The organism is bacterium, assembly GCA_035307765.1.
GTDB lineage: Bacteria > Sysuimicrobiota > Sysuimicrobiia > Sysuimicrobiales > Segetimicrobiaceae > Segetimicrobium.
In genome coordinates this window covers 26,980-47,738 of record DATGHU010000044.1, presented here as the reverse complement: position 1 = coordinate 47,738, position 20,759 = coordinate 26,980, and the positions used below count along the sequence as shown (strand labels likewise).

At 62.4% G+C, this 20,759-nt stretch carries 12 protein-coding genes; 5 read left to right on the top strand and 7 right to left on the bottom strand.

Annotated features, from left to right (window positions below; genetic code table 11):
* Positions 1-64 precede the first annotated feature (64 nt).
* From VKV57_14890 to VKV57_14875, 4 genes are all read right to left on the bottom strand, one after another.
* Positions 65-1,195 (bottom strand): site-specific integrase, encoded by a 1,131-nt coding sequence (locus tag VKV57_14890; GenBank protein HLW61187.1) that lies wholly within the window; start codon positions 1,193-1,195, stop codon positions 65-67.
* 247 nt (positions 1,196-1,442) lie between these two features.
* Positions 1,443-1,670, bottom strand: coding sequence for a helix-turn-helix domain-containing protein (locus VKV57_14885; GenBank protein HLW61186.1), 228 nt, complete (start codon positions 1,668-1,670; stop codon positions 1,443-1,445).
* Positions 1,654-3,288: a hypothetical protein gene (locus VKV57_14880; protein ID HLW61185.1), complete on the bottom strand. Its 1,635-nt coding sequence runs from the start codon at positions 3,286-3,288 to the stop codon at positions 1,654-1,656. Before VKV57_14880 ends, VKV57_14885 begins: the two co-directional genes overlap by 17 nt.
* A gap of 166 nt (positions 3,289-3,454) precedes the next feature.
* Complete coding sequence (locus tag VKV57_14875) at positions 3,455-3,616, bottom strand: hypothetical protein (protein ID HLW61184.1); 162 nt, start codon at positions 3,614-3,616, stop codon at positions 3,455-3,457.
* 824 nt (positions 3,617-4,440) lie between these two features.
* On the opposite strand from VKV57_14875, the gene VKV57_14870 reads away from it, so the two are divergent.
* The 5 genes from VKV57_14870 to VKV57_14850 all read left to right on the top strand — a co-directional run bounded on the left by VKV57_14870 (position 4,441) and on the right by VKV57_14850 (position 17,231).
* Positions 4,441-5,673, top strand: coding sequence for a DUF6361 family protein (locus tag VKV57_14870; protein ID HLW61183.1), 1,233 nt, complete (start codon positions 4,441-4,443; stop codon positions 5,671-5,673).
* Between the two features lie 436 nt (positions 5,674-6,109).
* A complete protein-coding gene (locus VKV57_14865; GenBank protein ID HLW61182.1) occupies positions 6,110-7,543 on the top strand; it encodes a phospholipase D family protein in 1,434 nt (477 codons plus the stop codon).
* A gap of 103 nt (positions 7,544-7,646) precedes the next feature.
* The gene (locus tag VKV57_14860; protein HLW61181.1) at positions 7,647-10,781 is read left to right on the top strand and encodes a helicase-related protein; all 3,135 of its coding nucleotides are present in this window, start codon (positions 7,647-7,649) and stop codon (positions 10,779-10,781) included.
* A gap of 16 nt (positions 10,782-10,797) precedes the next feature.
* Entirely contained in the window at positions 10,798-13,974 is a 3,177-nt protein-coding gene (locus VKV57_14855; GenBank protein HLW61180.1) for a PD-(D/E)XK nuclease family protein, read from the top strand.
* Complete coding sequence (locus tag VKV57_14850) at positions 13,971-17,231, top strand: UvrD-helicase domain-containing protein (GenBank protein HLW61179.1); 3,261 nt, start codon at positions 13,971-13,973, stop codon at positions 17,229-17,231. The genes VKV57_14855 and VKV57_14850 overlap by 4 nt, the downstream gene beginning before the upstream one ends.
* Before the next feature lie 215 nt (positions 17,232-17,446).
* Here the strand turns inward: VKV57_14850 and VKV57_14845 are convergent, their stop codons facing one another.
* The 3 genes from VKV57_14845 to VKV57_14835 form a co-directional block, all read right to left on the bottom strand.
* Positions 17,447-18,283, bottom strand: coding sequence for a serine protease (locus tag VKV57_14845; protein HLW61178.1), 837 nt, complete (start codon positions 18,281-18,283; stop codon positions 17,447-17,449).
* A gap of 545 nt (positions 18,284-18,828) precedes the next feature.
* Positions 18,829-18,993, bottom strand: coding sequence for a hypothetical protein (locus tag VKV57_14840; GenBank protein ID HLW61177.1), 165 nt, complete (start codon positions 18,991-18,993; stop codon positions 18,829-18,831).
* Between the two features lie 47 nt (positions 18,994-19,040).
* Positions 19,041-20,387: an alkaline phosphatase family protein gene (locus VKV57_14835; GenBank protein ID HLW61176.1), complete on the bottom strand. Its 1,347-nt coding sequence runs from the start codon at positions 20,385-20,387 to the stop codon at positions 19,041-19,043.
* Positions 20,388-20,759 lie beyond the last annotated feature (372 nt).

Here is a 20,759-nt window from a genome sequence, read left to right as displayed (position 1 = left end):
CTCGATCGCCTCCCATCATCTGCTCCCAACTTCGTGCTCTTAGGCTGGTGGTTGGTCAGTCTTCTCACTCTGGCTTTTCGCGGAGTGCCTGATCCAGGCGCCTCACAACCTCCTCTTGCATCCCGGGCAGAACGTGACTGTACACGTGCAGCGTAAACGCGGGTGAACTGTGACCGAGCCGCTCTTGGACCACCTTCGGGTGGATGCCCTGGCGGAGCAAAAGGGTGGCATGGCAGTGGCGGAGGTCGTGGAACCGAATGGTGGGCAACTTGGCCTTCTTGAGCACGCGCCTGAGGTCTCGTCGGGCGATATTGTTTGCGTGGAGCGGGCGTCCGTCGGGCTGGCAGAAAACGAGATCGCGGTCCTTGTAGGCATCGCCGAGCGCACCGTGACGTACGCGCTGCTCGCCCCGGAGGCTCAGGAGCTCCTGCACCAGGACCGAGAGCAGGGCGACGGTGCGCCGGGCGGTCGCGGTCTTGGGCTCCTTGAAGAGCATCCGCTTCCCCAGGCGGTAGAACGTTTGCTGGACCGATGCTACGCCGAGGCTTAGATCCACATCCCTCCATCGCAACCCGAGGAGTTCGCCTTGCCGCATCCCGGTCGTGAGGGCGGCCAAGTATAGACGGTAGTGCACTGACGATCTCCTTGCTTCCGCGAGGAACAATCGCACCTGCTCCTCGTCCAGCACCCGGATCTCCGAGCGGCATCGGCGCGGCGGGTCCACCATGTCCGCGGGGTTCCTGGCCAGCAGCCCCCACTTCACCGCGTGTCGCAGCGCCCCGTGAAGGAGCGTCGCGTGGTGGCGCACGGTCGTCGACGAGAGACCGGACGCAAGTTTCGCCGTAAAGTAGCCCTGGATCGCCTGGGGCGAGAGCTTCTGCAACGGAATGAACCCGAGGGCGGACGTCAAGTGCAGGCTCACGATTTCCTGGTACCGCGCGAACGTGGTGGGCGCGACGGCGCCCCCTGCGTAGTCGTGCAGCCACTTCTCCAGGTACTCCCCGGTCCGGAGCTTCGTTGAGGGCAAAGCCCCGCCGCCGTGGAGCTGGGTCAGGATGTGGGAGAGCTGGGCCTGCGCCTCCCCCCGGGTCGGGTACGTGTACCACTTCCGCCGAGCCCTGCCGGTCGCCGGGTCCTGGCCGAGGTACACGACCACGGCCCAAGAGTTTCCGCGTTTGCGGATGTGGCCCCTCACGCGTCACCGGCAGCGAAGGCGGTCAACGGTGTCCCCCAATCCAAACCACCCTTTCCATTCCCAAAAAACCACGGCGCGATAGGCTCGCACAAGATTCCTCCATTCCGAAGACCGCAGATCTTTGTAGCCAGTCCATCGTCCCGGTCCAGCCAATGCCCGCGCTGCGGCCCCCGGTCCTTTCGGCAGTTTGCCAACAGGTTTCAGGCCTTGGAGGTGGAGAGGAGGGGGGCCTAGGTGGCCGCGCCGGCTAGCTCTCCGGTCCCCTGGTCACGGGGCCTTCGTCTTTGGATTCTCTCCCTAGCCAGGCAAGAAGTCGGGGCCGGGACACGCGCACCGACCGACCGAATCGGATGGCCATACCGGGAGGGAGAGCTCCTCGCGCCGCGAGATCGTACAGCCGCCGCGGCGATATGCCAATGATCCTTGCGGCCTCCGCGACCTTGATCAGCAGAGGCTCACTAGCATCCCTCGTCATCTTGCTCTCCCGTCGGCACGTCGGATCCACCCTGAGCCGGCATGCCCTTAACCGATACATCGACCCACTCCGCCACGAGGCTGGCACGCGCGGGCGGATGGCAAATAGCGCAGATCAACGTAGAGCTGTTCCGAGACCGCCAGTATCGCGTGCCCTTGCACCAGTGGCAGGGCCTCGCCTGCTGCGGATCTTCGCACGAAGCCTCGGGGATATCCCGATTAGTGAACAGCGGCAAGGAAGCGTCATTATCGTCACGAGCGTCACTCCGCGGCTTCCGGGGCGGTGACTGTCCAGGTGTGGGCGGCGTCACGCCCGCCTCCCCCCTCGTCACGGCTCCGTTTCGATCGTCATCGCGGGCAACGGGCGTTTGGGCCGCCATGGCTGGGGTGACGCTCGTGACGCTCTCTTCCGCGATCTTCCGCACGGTGATCGACCGCCTGCGGGCTGCCCGGGAGAACGCCACGCTCACGCCGACCGCGCGGAGGTTCGGGGCCAGGCGGCCAAGGGTGTTGGAGAGGGCGTGAGCGGCCTTGGGCCACCCCTTCTGGCGGGTGACGGCCTCGTCGACGAGTTTCTGGAGCCTCTCGAGGAGCTCGGTCGCCGTCCCCGCCCACTCGCTCTGCTGTTCGGCGAAGGTCCGCATCGCCTCCGCCACCGGGGACGCCTCGAGCGGGAGCTCGTTTGCCGCTTCCCGGTTCTCTGCGTACGCGGCGAGGAACGCACCTGTCGGCCATCCGAGGGCCGGCTCAGCCGCCACCACGCGGCAAGCGAAGTCGGCCATTCGGGGCATTGCTTCGAGCGCCACCCCTGGGAGTGCCCGCAGGGTGGCGGAAACCGCATCGTACAACGCCCCCTGGATCGAGGGCCGGGCCGCCTCGAACTCGCGCCAGAACTCCGTCTCGGCCCTCCGACGTTCGTCCGGGATGGTAGGGAGGTACACGATAATCGAGCGGTCCAGCAGGTCGCTCCGGGTCGCCAGCTCTTCGATCCCGTTGAGGATGACCGGCCGTTGCGCCTCGAACAAAGCTTCCTCGGCGTCAGTGTAAAGCTCGCGAGTGGCGAACCCGCCGCCGGTAGCCAGGCGGCACAGCGCGTCGGACATCCGCCCAGAGAGGCGGGACAGGTTGTCCAGATTGACGATCCAACTGTTCGTTGCGGCGATCATCAGGTCGCGGTCCTCGCGGGATTCACTCCGGAGCGGGACCGCGTTCGGGTCGAGGAGGGCGCGCAGCACGCGGGCGGTGGTGGATTTGGCTGACCCCTGCTCCCCGTGGAGGACCAGGATCGGGTACGGGCCGCTTGGCCACGCCGCCCCCAGGAGCCACCCCACGATCAACATCCAATTGCGATCGTCGGCCACGTTGACGAATTGGCGTAAGGCGTTCAGACTGCCGCCGGGGACGGGGGTCGCGAGGGCTCTCATGCCCCGTGCCCTGCGGAACATTACCGGTGGGTCGGGAACGACGCGCCAGTCTGTCGATGTGATCTCGACGGTCTCCCACCCTCCGTTCACGAGGTCCACGTAAACGGCGCCGCCGTGCTCCCCGACGCGCGTGTACACGAGGCGTTCGGGGCCATCCACCCACGCCCGGGCCTCGAGCGTGCCCACAGCGTCCACTATGGCTTGGCTCCCCGGTGCCGTCTGATACTCGCGGTAGTAACCCCGCCTCAGCCAGAGCCGGAATCCGAGCGATTTTACCGCCCAGGTCTCTCGATGGTCCCCAACTCCGACCGTAGCGTACGCGGTGGCCCTCGGCCTCGCTCGCGTCATTGAGAGGGCACCTTTACCTGAGCGCATCAAGGGCGAAGCGGCCCATGAGAAAGCGCTTGTTCCTTATGTCCAGCGCTACGTGCGTTCGAAGCTGAATCTCCTCGACGCCGATCTCTATGATGTGCTCTACTATCATGGGAACCCCAACTGGGGCAAGTCCAAGAGCCTTCAGCACGTAGCAATTCTGGGGCGCTATGCTAGCGACGATATCTTTGTCTGTCACGAGAGAATTGGGCGTGTGCTGATCGAACTGAAATTCGCCAAGTTGCGGAAACCACGTGGCGCCGACTCGCTACCCGGAGGCCTACAGCGGTCCCTCGGGCAATCGCTAATCTTCTCGATGCGGCATCCCTACACAAGGTTCGCCCGCCAAGAAGTGCTACGATAAAACGCGGAAGCTGACGCAGAAGCTTTGGAAGGAGCGGCGGATCAAACTCATCCTTCGTCACAGGGCCTGACACAACGTTCTCTAACTTGTCCTTTCGCGCTGGCCGATTGGTGCCATATCTTACTCAGCGCGATCTCAGATGGCCAGTCGTCCTGAGCACGTTCTCCACACTGATCCTCAATAGGGTCCTCGCTGGATCACATCCGCATCTTCATTTGATCGAATAAAGTTTCTGGTAGTTTATACTTTCCTTGTCGAGCGCCTGGCCTTGGACGCGAGGCTTTGGTCCCAGATTCTTCATTTGCCTAGCTACGAACATGCTTGAGGAATGTCTAATGCCTCCCATTCTATGGGCACTAAAGGAGATAGCCTTCGATGCAACAGACGGACGCGCGCCATGGGATGGCGGGGAGTCACCGCTAGGTAACTCACTCGCGAAACGTTCCCGAAATTGGCCGGCTCCTTTGAGGAGAAGGCATCAGTTAGATATGTTGATTCCGCCGAGAGGTCGATAACGTTTGGCCGCATACTCGCCCGCGAATAGAACCGCCTGTCGTTGGCTTCTCTGCAGCAGGCGGTGTACGAACAAGCCTAGCGACTAGGGGACGTTGGTGTCCGACTTAGCGGCATCCTTTATAGGTTGGTTGGACTACTCGGAGCACGAGCGCCGGAAGATGCTCGACGTGATCGGTGTGTTTGCTGAGCGAGATACCCGCGACGAATTGGGTATTGGGACCGTGCGTGATGCGTTCGCTGACATCTTTTTCCCGGGAACGAGCACCCTCCAACGTCGAGCCCGGTATTTCCTGTTCATCCCGTGGATGTACTTAGACTTGGAACGGCGCCATATCTCCTCGCGCGAGATTGCTGCGAAGGCACGGCGTGAGGAAACCGCACTCATCGATGTCCTGGCCAAATCTACCGACCACGATGGAACAATCGGCATTCAGGCGCGGTCATCGCTCAAGCGGTTAGCGAGCAATATCTACTGGCAGGGGCTGGGGGTCTGGGGCATCCGGCTGTTTCCCGGATCTCAGGAACAGTACCAGCGGTTGATCGAGCGGTATCCCGGAACGACTTCCAACGGGACCCGCGATGATGATGGCGAGCGGGCTGAGGGTGCGGTTCGACCCAACTGGCATTTAGGAATTCCATCTGCGCCAGGTGGGTTTCCGACAGTCGCATCGTTTAACCTCAAACGGCCGGAGGCGGAGTACCTTCGTGAACGCATTCTCTCGTGCCTTCAGGGGACGTTGCTTGCGTTTCTCGTCGACCACGGACGCATCTGGCAGCCAGTGGACTTTCCTTGGGAGCACCCCCAGGTTGGGGAATTCCCCGTCCGCATCCGAGATCAGCTGGCACACGCGCGGAACTTTTCCGAGTCGATCTGGGGTACGGCCCTCCTCTATAACCTCATGTTGGCGGAGCTGGGCGGGCATCGTGAGACGATTGCAGATTACCAAGAGCGGTTGCGATCCTGGGCGGCTCTGCTAGAAGCTCGTAAGGATGCCCTGACGAGATGGGACCAGCGCGGGTTCTGGGGGATAGCTCACTCGGGCAGCGGGCACATCCCCATCACGACGAAATCGTTCATCGACACGTGGTTAGGGATGGCATTGTCCCCAGAGGCCCCCCGCATCGGGGCGAATCAGCGCGCCCGTCAATTGATTCACGACCGAGAGGTCGTCTTGAAGCGAGCGCTGGCTCGGCTGGATAATTTCCGCGCGCGGGAACTCTGGAATGGCGAAGCTGGTACTGCGCAGCTTTCGTATCGTTGGCCCATCGCCCAGACCATGGTGCTCGACATTCTCCGGGCCGTGGAGCGCGAGGAGCCGGATGCTTGATCCGCAGGACCGGCGCCTGTTGCTGGAGGCGTTACGCCCTCCGGAAGGCCACACGCTCGACTGCGCTATCGGCACCACCTACTCTCTCGATCTGCTTGCCGCATTGACCGCACCTCTGGCGTTCACCCTCTTCGATTTGGGGGATGAGGAGGGACGCCCGGTCGCGGACCCGCTGGCAATGCTTGAGGCCCTGCGGCGTCACGCGGAGCATGTCAGCATCTTCTGCCATGCCGGTGGCATCGCGATCCCTAAGCGGCATGAGACGCTGTTCGGGTATCTTGAAGATTCCATCGTACAGGTCGTGCCGCCGAATCCCCAAGGTGTGTTCCATCCAAAAATCTGGGCCCTTCGCTTCACCGCCCCGGATGGGCGGGTATTCTACCGGTTAGTATGTCTGACGAGAAACCTCACCTTTGATCGCTCATGGGACACAATCTTGGTCCTGAACGGCGAACTCGCACAACGGCGGAACGCGTTCGCCGACAACCACCCGCTCGGTGATTTCTTTGCGGCGTTGCCGGGCTTGGCCATCCGTCGGCCCATTCCCGACAGGATTCAGCGAGATGTCGACCGCCTCCAGGACGAGGTGCGTCGCGTCCGCTTCGATCTCCCAGACGGGTTCGCGGCCATAACCTTCTGGCCGCTTGGCATCGATGGTGCGCGCCGCTGGCCGTTTGTGGGCCGCATCGACCGCATGCTCGTGATTTCACCCTTTTTGTCGCCACGACTTCTCTCTCGCCTCGCGAAGGACGGTGACAAGCACGTCCTTGTCTCCAGGTTGGAGAGCCTGGAGGCGCTGGATGATCCTGCCGCGCTCGGGCAGTTCGAGCGCGTATTCTTCATGAATCCTTCGGCCGATGCTCCCAACGAGATCGACGAAGAGACCAATGCGGGAGGCGAGCGTTCCCTCTCGGGTCTTCACGCGAAGTTGTACGTCGCCGACGCGGGATGGGATGCCCGGGTGTGGGTCGGTTCGGCCAATGCCACCGAGCGGGCCTTTGGCGCGAACGTGGAGTTTCTCATTGAACTCGTTGGGGCCAAGAGCCGGTGCGGCGTGGATGCGGTACTCGGAGGGGATGAATCAGTACCCTTTGCCGGTCTTCTCCAGCTCTTCGAGCCAGGGAATCAGGCGCCCGGCGCCGAGCCGATCTCGGAACAACTTGAACGCCACCTCGAGCTGGCGCGGCGGGCCGTAGCCTCGGCGCCCCTGTATCTTCGGGTTGACCCAGGCGATGGCCCAGAGCAGATCCGGCTCGGACTCTTCGGCCGGGGTGCGGAAGCGGTGAACCTGCCGTCTGACCTTGACATCCGATGCTGGCCCATCACGCTCAAGGAGGACGTCGCTGCGTTATCGCTGTCCGCTGGGACCGGCCTCCTGGCGGACTTCGGGCTGCTGTCGTTTGAAGCTCTAACGTCGTTCCTGGCCTTCGAGATCGCCGGGACGGTCGATGGCGTGCCGGGAGCCGTCCGATTCGTCCTGAACCTGCCCATCGAAGGGGCCCCGGCGGATCGGCGGGACAGAATCCTCCGTTCACTGCTCCGGGACCCTGACCGCGTCCTGCGCTTCCTTTTTCTCCTTCTTTCGGAAGACGAGATTGAGGCGAGAGACGCGCTGTTCTCCGGAAACGGTCAGGGTCCGGGGACTAAGGGCTTGTTCGGGCCCGAGGATGGGTCGGCACTTTTCGAGGTCCTAGTCAGCACGCTCGACCGCAACCCGGCAAAGCTGGACGAAGTCGCTCGCCTCATAGACGATCTGCGGAAATCGCCCGAGGGGGAGGCCCTCCTCCCCCCCGGGTTTAACTCCGTCTGGCAACCGATCTGGACTGCGCGGCAGAGGCTGAAGGATGAGTACGCCGGCCCGACGCCCTGACGTCCCCACCGTCCTCAGCGGCCTCAAGGATTTCCAGCGCCGGTCGGTCGAGTATGTCTTCCGCAGGCTCTTCCTCGACGTTGACTCCCCCCGCCGCTTCCTGTTGGCGGATGAGGTCGGCCTGGGCAAGACATTGGTCGCGCGCGGCGTGATCGCCAAGGCGATCGACCATCTGTGGGGGCGGGTTCCCCGTATCGATATCGTGTACATTTGCTCGAGCGCGGAAATCGCGCGGCAAAACATTAACCGCTTAAACGTGACCGGCCAGGAGGACCTCCCCTTAGCTTCACGGATTACGCTGCTCCCCATCACCCTACGAGACTTGAAGACCAACTCGGTGAACTTCGTGTCCTTCACGCCGGGCACGTCGTTCAGCTTAAAGTCGAACTTGGGAACGGCCGAAGAGCGCGCGCTGCTGTACTGGCTGCTCAGCGAGGCTTGGGATCTGCGCGGAACAGGCCCACTGAACGTCCTACGGGGCCACGTCCAGACTGGGAATTTCAGGGACCGGGTGCGCTATTTCCGCGACAGCCGAGAGATCGATAAATCTCTGGCCGAGGAGTTTGTTCTCGCGGTTGGGCGGCAAATCGCCTCCGATCAGCAGAAGGGCCAACCCGACCTGCGGTCGCGGTTTGATGACCTCTGCACCCGGTTCAGCAAGGATAAGAAGAACATCCCGCAAGAGGACGCCACCGACCGTAGCCGGCTAATTGGCGAGTTGCGGAGTCTCCTGGCCGCAACCTGCCTTCAGGCGCTTCAGCCGGATCTCATCATCCTGGACGAGTTCCAGCGATTCAAGCACTTGCTCGACGGGGACGATGAGGCGAGCCAGCTTGCCCGTCGTTTGTTCGAGTACGCGGATGACGTTTCAACCGCGCGCGTCCTGTTACTGTCGGCAACCCCCTACCGAATGTACACAACCTCCTCCGAGATGAGCGAGGACGATCACTATAACGATTTTGTACGGACCCTCGGGTTTCTGCTTGGCGACGAAACCAAGAAAGCTGCGCTAGCGGGGCTCCTCAAGGAGTACCGCCGTGAACTCTTCAGGCTGGACGGCGGTGGGACTGGCCGGCTCGTGGAGCTCAAGCATCAACTGGAGTTCCATCTGCGAAGCGTGATGCTACGGACCGAGCGGCTCGCCGCCTCCGAGGATCGTAACGGAATGCTCGTTGAGGCCCCGATGCTGGGAGTTACCCTCGAGCCTCAGGACCTCGAGGCCTTCGTGGCGTTGCAGAGGGTCGCCCGCTTGCTCGAGACGAACGGTACCCTCGAGTATTGGAAGTCGGCGCCCTACCTCTTGAACTTCATGGACAACTATGATCTCAAGCGCGCGTTAAAAGAGGCCGTCGGAGATCCGAACGAGCACAGCGCGCTCGAGGCCGCGCTTTCGGGTGCAGGATCGCTCCTGCTGCCCTGGCCCGCCATCCGGGCCTATGGGGAAATCGATCCTGGCAACGCGAGACTGAGGGGCATGTTGACCGAGACGGTGAGGAATGGGGCGTGGCGTTTGTTGTGGATTCCGCCCTCCTTGCCTTACTATCGGCTCGGTGGGCCGTTTGATGATCAGGTGCTGGAGCGCTTCACAAAACGGTTAGTGTTCTCATCGTGGCTGGTGGCGCCCAAGGTGATCGCGGCGATTCTGAGCTACGAGTCTGAGCGCTTGATGATGACCTCGGGGGCTGATACGGTGCTGGAGAACACCGTCGAGGCGCGGCGACGCCGGAGTCCGCTGCTCAGATTCGCGCGCGACAGCGAAGGGCGTCTCACAGGGATGCCCGTGCTGGGGCTCATCTACCCGAGCATGGCGCTGGGTCGGTTGGGAGACCCGCTCGAGTTCTTCCGCGAACGAGGCGCGGACGGGGCGGCGCCGCTCATTTCGGAGATGCTCAAGTGGGTCGGGAGCCGCCTGGAGGGGCTATTGCCCGCGATCGGGGCGACCCTCGGCGGCACGGGGCCGGTGGACGAAACGTGGTACTGGGCCGCACCGATTCTGCTCGATGTTCTGACTGAACCCGCCGCTGCGCGCAGGTGGCTTTCGCAAGGCAATCTGGACTGGATTTGGTCGAGCGCCGGGGAATCGCGTCGGGACCAGAGCGAAGATACGATTTGGGCTGAGCACGTGAAACGGGCTAGAGACCTTGTTGCGGACCGCCCGCCACTAGGGCGCCCTCCTGATGATCTGGTGAGCGTCCTCGCCGAGATGGCGCTAGCGGGGCCGGCTGTCGCCGCGATGCGCGCGCTCGCGCGCATCGCAGGAGGCCCGGCACGGTTTCCGGAAGACTGGCTACGGAATCACGCCGGACAGGTGGCCTGGGCGTTCCGAAGCCTGTTCAACCTCCCTGAGGTCATGGCGTTGATTCGCGGAATGAACCCCGAGGAGCCCTACTGGCGCCGAGTGCTGGACTACTGTGTGAACGGCGGCCTTCAAGCGACGCTCGACGAGTTTGCCCATATGCTGCGAGAGATGCTGGGCCTCTTCGACAAAAAACCCGATGAGGTGTCCGCAGCCGTTTCTGGCGCCATGGACTTCGCGCTCGGTCTGCGCGCATCGACGACGCGGGTTGACGAAATCGTTGTGAACAATGATTCGCACGCCATCGCGATCGAGGACCAAGGCATGCGCGCCCGGTTTGCCATGCGGTTCGGAGATGACGATGCAGACGGCGGAGCCGAGGTCACACGCAAGGACCAGGTCCGAGCTGCCTTTAATTCGCCTTTTTGGCCCTTTGTGGTCGCCACCACATCTATCGGGCAGGAAGGCCTCGATTTCCACCCCTACTGCCACGCAGTTGTGCACTGGAATCTCCCTTCCAATCCGGTAGACCTCGAGCAACGCGAAGGCCGGATCCATCGGTACAAGGGCCATGCTGTTCGCAGGAACCTCGCTTTGCGTTACGGGGCCTCAGCGCTCTCAACAGGGTGCAACGATCCCTGGGATTCGGCATTTGAGCAGGGCAGCCGCGATCGCGCTGAGGGCGTTTCGGACCTCGTGCCATTTTGGGTGTACCAGATTGACGGTGGAGCAAAGATCGAACGACACGTCCCCGCCTTGGCGATGAGCCGGGATCTCAACCGTTTGGCTGCTCTCCGGCGGGCTCTGACCCTTTACCGCATGGTCTTCGGCCAGCCGCGGCAGGAAGATTTGCTCGCCTATCTCACGTCTCGCTCGCCCGAACCCGAAGTTGCACGGGCCCTGAGCAATCTACGAATAGATCTGAGTCCGCCAGAGATCTAGCGACAGGCTCACTATATTGACGCAAACTTACTACGTCGGTACCTTCCAGCCCCACCTCGAGGATGCGTTCTCCGAGGCTGTCGCCGCCATTCGCCGGCGCGATCCGCTAGGCTCCATCGTTGTGCTCGTGCCCACGCATGTCCTCGGTCGGCACCTCATGCGGCTGTTGGCCCAACGTCATGGCGTGTGCTTCAATGTGCGGTTCCAGACCTTTCCGGATTTCGCGGAATCTGTTGGACTCGAGGCCCTTGTGGCATCAGGGCGCATTCCTGTGTCGCCCCTTGGAGCGTTCCTGATTGCGCGCAAGGCCATTAACGCCAAGGTGACGTCCGATGGCTACTTCGCCCCCATTCGGGAATCGCCCGGCACCCCTCGCGCCGTTCTTATCACCCTGACCGATCTCAAGAAGGCCGGCGTCACGCCCGATCGGCTCGAGGAGTTCTCCGGGGCAATGCGCTCGAAGAAGCTCGAGGAAGTCGCGGCGATCTACCGCGAAGTTGAACGCCTGCAGGCGGAGGCAGGCTACTTTGACACGAGCGAGTGCTTGGCCATCGCCTCCCAAGCGGCCCGGTCGAGCTCATCGCTAGGTTCGGCGCTCGCTGTTTGTCTTTACGGATTCTCCGACCTTAACCACCTGGAGCGCACCCTCTTTGAAGCGTGTGTGGCGGACCGTCCCGGGTATGCATTTATCCCAGAGGATGTCGGTGGATACACGCAGCCACTGCTCGATTGGTTGAGGTCGAAGGGGTTTGCCACGCCGGCGAGCCCCGGTGCCCCGATCGTCTCGGGCCCAAAGGCTCTGGCCCACGAGGTCTTCAACGACAGATCCGGGGGCTTGCCCGTTTCTTGCGACGTCGGGATCGTCTCCGCGCCCGGCGCGGCTCCGGAAATCCAGGAAGTGGCTCGCCACGTCCTCGCTTATGCTGCGACGCCCGGCGCCTCGTTCTCCGACGTCGCCGTCCTACTCCGTCAGCCCGGGGTCTACGAACGGACCCTCCGGGACGTGTTTGCGGCGGCTGGGATCCCGCACGTCTTTCTCGACGGGATTCCCATGAACAATACGCCGGCGGGGCGTCTTCTCCAACTGTTGGTCCGGATCCGGCGCGGCGACTACCCACGGGCGGATGTGATGGAGTTTCTTGGGTCCGCCCCTCTGCGAGTTCAGTTGCTTGGGGGACCCCCCGAGGCTTCGCCCGCGGATTGGGACCGCTACAGCCGGGAGGCCGGAATCGTGGGGGGACGCGAGCAATGGAAGAGCCGGGTCTCGGCCATGCGCCGGCGGGTCGAGTCTCGCGTCGGTCGCCTGCGACGCGGGACCGCAGGGCCGGATGATCCGCGCTTGGCCCAACTCGACCGGAACGCCAAGTCGCTCCGCGCCTTCGAGCACGTGATCAACATCTTGCTCAAACGACTGGAGGGAATTCCGCCCCGCGGCGCGATCGGAGAGTTGATGGGCGACCTGCTTCGGGCCCTCCTCTCGGTGGCCACCCTGACCGGCCAAGATCGCGGCGTCGTGAAGGCACTGGCCGTCCTGGCGCGCCGGAACGTGGCGGACGAAGAGGTCACGTTTGACAACTTTGCTAGACTGCTTGAGGATCTGCTCGCCGAGCGGCTGCCGCCGAGCGATGTTTACCGAACCGGACGGGTGGTCGTCTCGTCATTGAGCAGCGCCACCGGGTTGCCCTATAAGCTGGTCCTCATCCCCGGGATGGTCGAGCGGTCGTTCCCCCCCGTCGCCAAACAGGATCCCATTTTGCTCGACCAGGAGCGGGAGGCCCTAAACACCCGACATGGCAGGGCGCTCGCGGTCCGGGCGGATCGTGCCGTCGAAGAGCGATTCTCCTTCCGGCACGCGCTGGCGGCGGCCGAGGCGCAAGTGGTGTTTACGTTCCCGCGGCTGGATGCAGCGACCGGCCAAGTCCGCGTTCCGTCCCATTACCTGCTGCGGGTGGCCGAGGCGGTGACGGGTCAGCCGACAGGCTATGACGAGCTGGGTACCCTGACCGACCGGATCCCCGCTGGCCGACTGGCCCGCGACGACGCCCCGCTGAACTCGAGTGAATGGGACTTGGCCACGGTCTCCCGCGCGCTAACCTCTAGCGAGACTGCCTCACTGAACGGTCTTCCCGGGTTCGCGGCTATGGCACGCGGGACACGGGCCGAAGGGAGTCGGTGGGGGCGCCCCCGGTTCACGGAATTTGACGGGGTACTGGGGATCCCCGTCCTCCTGCCGCAGACCATGGCGGCGACCCAGATGGAGACCTACGGACTGTGTCCGTTCAAGTTCTTCGGCGAGCGGATCCTCCGCGTGTTCGAGATCGATGAGCCGGAAGCGGTGGAGACGATCAGCCCACTCGACCGCGGCTCGCTCATCCACGATATCCTCGACCAGTTTCTCTCCGGGCTGGTGAAGGATGATCTCGTGCCGATGCGCACTTCATGCATCAAGGAATATCGGGAACGTCTGCACGCGATCGCGGCTCAGCTATTCCAAGAGTTCGAGAAGAGCGGTGCCGTGGGTTACCCGTTCATGTGGGACGTGGAACAGGCCCGGATCCTGACGGACCTCGAAGGGTTTGTGGGATTCGAATGCACCGATGAAACTGGGTACGTTCCCGCATACTTCGAAGCCAGGTTCGGCCCGACGCCTTCGTGGGCGACGGCGCCTCCGGGGTCGATGCCGCACCCTCTGGAGCTCCCGACCGATGGCGGGACGCTTCGACTGACGGGTTATGTCGACCGCATCGACGTGAGCCCGGCGGGGAGCGCGCGGGTGATCGACTACAAGACCGGAGCCGCCTACGAGGAGAAGGACAACAGATTTCGAGGAGGCCAGAGCCTTCAGCTCCCGATCTACCTCCAAGCGGCGGATGCGATGCTTGCCCACAACGGCGTGGCGGCCCGGACGACCGAGGCCCTCTACTACTATGCGACTGCGAAGGGCGGGTTCAAACAAGTCCGCTTCACCCGCAAAGCCTTCGACCGCCGATCTGCGGAGTTCGCGACCATGCTCAAGACGATGTCCGATGGGATTGCTGAAGGCACGTTCCCGCAGCACCCCGGGAAGAGCGGAGAGAACTGCAAGTGGTGTTCCTTTCAGTCAGCCTGCGGCCATGGGCGGGCCCGGCTCGCCGAACGGAAACGGGCCGACCCAGCCATCGCCGCCATCACGAGAATGTGGGAAATCGAATGACGGCACGGATGCTGCCCGACGCAAAGGCCCGTCGGAGGGTCCGGACGGAGCTGGATCAGACCTTTATCGTCGAGGCCGGGGCCGGGACCGGGAAGACGCACCTCCTGGTCGATCGCATCGAGGCGCTCGTGGAATCCGGGAAAGCTCGCCTGCGCGATATCGTCGCGATCACGTTCACGGAGAAAGCTGCCGCCGAGCTGCGGATCCGGATCCGGCAACGGATCCAATCGCACTTGGAGGCCGCCTCCAGCCACGCGGCCGACCGGTTCCGGACGGCGCTGGAGGACCTCGAGATCGCCCCCGTCTCAACGATCCACGCGTTTGCAGCCGACCTACTTCGGGAGCGGCCAGTCGAAGCCGGAGTGGACCCCGCATTCACGGTTGCAGACGAACTGACCGCGTCCCTCCTGCGGACGCAGGCCTGGGACCGCTGGCTGGAGCGGCAGAAGGATAACGAGCACGGGGCGCTGCGCGAGGTAATCGAGTTCGGCATTTCGCTGAAGCCCCTGCGCGCCCTCGCGGATGCGGTCCTGCGGTACCGGGATGTGGTGAGTGAGGCCCTGGATCGTGGGCCGGTTCCCCAGGATCCTATACCCTGGCTCGCCTCGGCAGAGCCCAAGATTCGGTCCTGCATCGCGAGGATCGGGACTGACTGTTTGGACCATGCCGACAAAGCGGTGGCCCAGCTGGAACGGCTAGGACAGCGTCTGGATGTCCTTGCCCGGCTTGGCCCAGCTGAGGTCCGCCGTGGAATTCTGAGCGGCTTGAAGCTCACGGTAGGCGGGAATCAGCAGAACTGGGCTCGAGGAGCGCTGGTCGAGGTTAGGCGGCGCCTTGAGCCGCTTCAGGACAAGCTCGAAGAACTGCAGGCCGCACACGCGCATTACCTGGCTGCCGGGGCGGTCAACTGGCTCCGTGGCTACGTCGTTGAGTACCAAACGCTAAAGGCACGCGAAGGGCTCCTCGATTTCGACGACCTCCTGTTGATCGCACGCGACCTCCTCCGCGCGCGCTCCGACGTGCGAGCGTACTTTCAAAAGCGCTTCGACGCCATTCTAGTCGATGAGTTCCAGGATACGGACCCGCTTCAGGCCGAGATCGTCTTCTTCCTGGCCGAGGATGGCCCTCGGGCACGGTCATGGGATCAGGTGCGGCTACGGCCAGGGAAGTTGTTCATCGTAGGCGACCCCAAGCAATCCATCTATGCGTTTCGTCGCGCCGACATCGAAACGTATCAGCGGGCGAAGGCGGTTCTCATGAATTCGGGCGTCCTCCTATACGTCACCACCAACTTCCGGTCGGTCGAGCCGATCCTGACAGCCGTCAATGAAACCTTCCAGGGGAGGATGCGGTCGCCCGACGACGGGGCGTATCAGCCGGAATACGTCGCCTTGCACCCCGCCCCAGCAACGAAATCGTTCGACGATTCATCTACGTTGACGCTTCTCTACCCGGGACCGCCGGCTGGAGAGGACGTGGACGCCGCCACCCTCCGTCAAAGAGAGGCAGAAGTCCTCGCCGCGTTCCTACGCCACAGCATCGAAGGCCAGACGTGGAGGGTCGCAGGCGACCGCCGAGCCTCCCGGTACGGAGACGTGGCGATGCTCTTTCGCGGGATGAGTGACGTACCTATCTACGAGGAGGCTTTGAAGCGCTACGGTGTTCCCTACCGAGTGACGAGCAGTCGCACATTCTACAAGCGTGAGGAGGTTGGGTGGCTGCTCAATGTCCTGCACGCAGTAGAGCACCCGACCGATCCCGTGGCGGTGTGGGGTGCGCTTCGGTCGCCCATCTTCGGCTGCTCGGACCGAGAAATCTATGACTTTGTTGTGGGACAGGGAGGTGCTCTTGACTACCGGTCCCCCAGTGTCCAGAGTCCCGAAAGTGTCAAGGCCGCATATGCGGCCCTCCGCGAGCTACACGAGGCCAGGTTGCAGCTGAGCGTCCCGCAGACGGTGGAGATGGTCATCGCCCGCACCCAAGCGCTTCCGACATTCTTGCTCATGCCGCAGGGGGAGCAGCGAGCCGCCAACCTCACGAAGGTGGTGACGCTGGCCCGGGCACTCGAGGAGAGCGGGATTCTCACGTTCCGCGCGTTCGTCCACTGGTTGAAGGACATGGAAGAACAGGCGGTGGACGAGGCCGAATCGCCGACGGTCGAAGAGGGCGATAACGTCGTGCGGATCATGTCGATTCACGCCGCCAAAGGACTGGAGTTCCCGATCGTGGTCATTCCTGACCTGGGGCGCGGCCCTGGGGGCGGCGCCGAGCATCTGCTTGTACAACACACAGGCAGCGTATACGCTGCCCTCGTGGGCAAGGTTGAGGAGTGGCCGATCCGGACGTGCGAGTACGAGACGCTGAAGGTCCATCATGCGAACCGCGAGGCCGCGGAGCGCCTTCGGGTGTTGTACGTCGCCATGACTCGAGCGAAGAACGCCCTCGTCCTGCCCGTGTTTCCAAAGCCTGGGAAGGGCAGCATACAGGAGGATCTTTGCCTCCTCATCCCCGCAGTTCCGAAGTTCGGAAGGGCGGACAACGGATGGTTGTTGGTCGATGGCGAGCAGATCCCCAAGGTTCCAACTGACCCGCCACCAATCCGGCTAAGCCTTGCGGACGGTCCCACGCCCGAAGGGGAAGCGGTGGCTCGGGCACGTCAGGCCTGGCTCCACGCACGCGAGGTCACCGTCGGGGCAGCGGGCACTGCAGATCCCGTGCGGAACCCTTCCGGTCTAGCGGATCACAAAGCCCTCAAAGCGCTGCAGCGCAAGGGTGCCTCTCTCGAGTCCGAACCCGGTGGGCGAGCACTGGGGACACTGGTTCACGCCGTCCTGGCGAATCTCCCGGCCTCCCGAGCAGACTTGGTCGAGGGCTTCGTCAGGTACTTCGCGGATCAGCAGGACCTGGGTGCCTCTATTCGCCGCCGTGCGGTTGAATTGGTACAGGCGGCCTTGGCTATGGATACAGTTCGTGCCACCGTTTCTGGTCGTTTGTGGCGAGAAGTTCCTTTCGCGAAGTCCGATCCAAAAGGGACGATCGAGGGCGCCATCGATATGATCCTGGAAGACACCGGCGGTGTGACCGTTCTCGACTTTAAGACCGATGCCACTGGGACAGCAGACACAAAGGCACTTGAGGCCGTCTACTCGACCCAACTGAAAGAGTACGTCGATGTGGTGGCGCACGCTGGATCAAAGAAAGCGAATGGGAAATTGATCTTTCTTTGCGATATAGGCGGACGCCATGTCAGTAAATAGGCAGAGGCGCAAGGTTTTGTAAGCTCATTACGCCGCATTGGGAATCCATGCGAGAAGACCGATGAGAAAACTGCTGGGGTTGAGAGGGGACCGCGGCAGCTGCCGTGTGTATTGGGCTGCTCAAAAACGCGCAGGAGAGGTTAGCAGAAAACCACTCCCCATCCTTATGCAAGACAATCGAGTTAGTTTAAGACACGAGATCTGCGTCGAGACGGTCACAAAGTCTCACCTCCGCACGGATGGTGGAGCGCGGCGTTCGACACTCCCCCACCGCGAGTCTGATCGTCGCCGGGGCTCTTGGCCCCCCACGCGAGGAGTCCCACGACCGTACCGTCTGAATCGTCGATAACCGGGCTGCCACTCGCCCCTGGCCGGGGAGGGTTAGAGTAGAACATCCCGAACAGTGGCGACCCATCGGCCCCAGTAAATGTCTGCTCGACGCTCCCTTTTCCCGTAAATAGCCCAGGGATCGGCGAGATATGGCTGTACCCCGGTACGTGGATACGTTCCCCCACGTGGGGATTGTAGTTGGCGAGCCGAATGGGGGCGAAGGCTGGAAGCGCGTCCGTATGGGCCACATAACTGTACTGTAGCCCGCCGGGAAGGGGGAGGGAAATCTCCTGCGGCCAGCGCGGCCAAAATGGCACCGGCTCCAATGGCACCGGTTCAATCTGAACCACGGCGAGGTCCTTCGTATACGCGGAGATAGGCCCGGCCTTCTCGGGGTCGTAGGGCAAGGGCTGCGAGCAGACGACGGTCCCGAGGAAATACTCCCGCTCTCCCTGAAAGTTGACCCAGATAACCACTAGCCGATAATGCGTCGGTTTCTGAGCGAGCCGGTACACGGCGTGAGCCGCCGTGAGGACAAGTCCCTCCGACGACACGACAAAGCCAGTCGCGGGAAAACTGCCATGTCCTGACCGATCGAACGGGATGAGGCCGACGATACTGGCGTACTCGCTATGATCCGAAACAGGGGACTGCCCCGAGGCGATGCGCATGGGGGTCAGGAGCAGGAGAACCAGCAAGCCGGACATGGTAATGTATCGCATGGCTACCCCGATTTGGTCACGCGCTAAGAATCTCGGGTATGTGTTGCAAACTAGCCCTTAACACCCATCGCGAGAACCCGCCTCCTGCAGCATTGAGCGGAGAACTTGTGATCACGGAGCCATCAAAAGCCGCTCGGGGCCTGACAAGGTGCAACCCTTCGACAAGTCCCAAGGGTCCGAAGGTAACTCGCCTTCTCGTCCCGAAACCGGGTCAGCAATGATGTCGTTGTCTTGACATCCGCGTTTTCGTCGCCCCGTGGGTCCCTAGGAGTATAGGGGTGCCATATGGGGTGTATTTGCCCGATTCGTATCTCATGTCTATCCCCCTACCTCCCAGTTTCCTCGTCCGTTTGTGGCCCGCTTGCAAGGCCGACGCGAAATCGCTCCAGTGCGGTCGCTAGATGGCGTTTTTATCGCCCGTTGGGTCCCCAGGAATATAGGGGTATATTTGCCTGATTCGTAGCTCATGTCTACTTCCCCATCCCCTCTCCAGGCACTGCATCCAAGCCATGGATGATCCCCAACGCGGCCTCCTACTGCTACCCTCAGAACCACGAGATGCGCAACTCCCCTCCCGGTAGCACTGGGCCGACGGGCGCGAGGGCATCGGCACGGTCTGGCGACCGGCGCAGCCTCTCCTTGAACTTCTCTTTGGGCTCCACTTTGATGCGCCCGCGGAGATCGAACGCGTAGGTCGCCACCAACTCCACCAATGCGCCCTGAGGTTCTTGTCGAGAAGGGACTGTCCGAGGGAATGCTAGCCTGTGATGATTCGCTTGAGGCTGATCACGGACTGCTCAAGGGCAGTGAGCGTATCGAAGACCTGGGCACGACGGTCGAGCGCTTTGAGCTCGGGAAGGACGAAGATTCGCTCGAAGAATCCCTCGAGGATATCAGCCGGTTTGGTGATCCGATCGTGAATGCCGGTCCCCCATGTCAGATCGGTGATCGGGTCTCCTGTGTAGGTCCCCATCGGCAGCGGATTCTTCGCAAAGTTGAAGCACTCGCTCCAGATATCCGGCATCAGTTTCCATCGCGGTCCGAAGTCGGCACCCAACGGGACGTTCCAGCGTGTGTTAATGCTCTTTATAATGGCCGTGTGATCAAATACGGTGTGGCACGATGGCCCTTTCGGGTAAGGACTGATGACGAGGGCAGGGACACGGAAGCCCAGTGGCGTGTCGTCGGTGGGTGGCGGTTCGAAGGCCGCCGGCGGCGCGATATGGTCATAGAACCCTCCATTTTCATCATAGAGGATGACGAGTGCGCTTGTGCGCCAGCTCTCGCTGTGTGTGAGCGCATCCACGATCAGCCCGATGAATTTTTCCCCAAGCCGGGGGTTGTGAGCGGGATGATCGTCGGCCAGGCTGAACGCAGGATCGATGATGCTGACCGTGGGGAGGCGGTCTTCACGGCAGTCGGTCACGAATTCGGCGACGTGGGTGAAGTTTGTGACGGCATGGTATGCGGCAAACTTGTACCAGAATGCCAGGAAGGGAAGGTCGGTAAAGTAGCACTTCCACGTGAGCCGACCGCCGGGTACATCGGGATTGGGGCGATCCTCCAGCACATTGTACACTGGGACCGTCTCGAAGCCTGGAAACGGCGGGACTGTTTGGGTGTCGTTGTCCTGATCACGTTTCCCGGAATGGAGGTATTTGCGATTTGGCCACGTGGAGCTCAGGACGGATCCGAACCAATGATCACAGATGGTGAACTGATCCGCCAGCGCGTAGAGCACAGGCAGGGTCTTTCTCGTATAGAAGCCCATCGGGATTCGGATGTCGACAGCGGGGATGTGGCCCTCGTACTGTGACTCGTACTGCAGCACAAATCCGTCATTCTTACCGTCATTCCAATCCGCGTGGGCGTTCTTCCATCCATGCGGCGGGTCGGGAACTTCGAGCACTGGAGGGGACCCCGCATCCATCTGCCAGCTTTGGACTTCTTGCCCAGCTCGGTTCTTTACGACCGGCAGGGGGTTAGGCAGTCCCTCAATATCCGTTCGGCCTTCGAGCGTGAGGCTACCAAGATAATGGTCAAACGACCGATTTTCCATCATCAGGACAACGAGGTGCTTGATTGGATTCTCGTTAGGGCTCACGGTTCGATCCCCCAAAGGAACCCGCGATCGGCCTCGGCGGGCGGTTCGTTCGTGAGGCGACCAGCGGGAAATTCCCCCATGGGGTCCTCAGCACCTTCCGTTGGAGAATTCCGCCTGCTGCTTCGCGGAAGAATATGCCCGGTGACCCCGGAACGTTTTGTCGCCCTGGCAGGGGACCCAGAATTAGGGGTACTATATGGCGTATATTTTCGTGATCGTGTCTCATGTCTGCTCCCCCCATCTCCTGTTTCCTCGTCCGTTTGCATCCCGTTTGCAATGCCGACGCGGACCTGCATCCAGCGCGGTCCCTCGATTGATCCACGGGGTGGCAACCCGGGCGTCACCTTCTGCGCCGGGCGTCATTTGATCGTC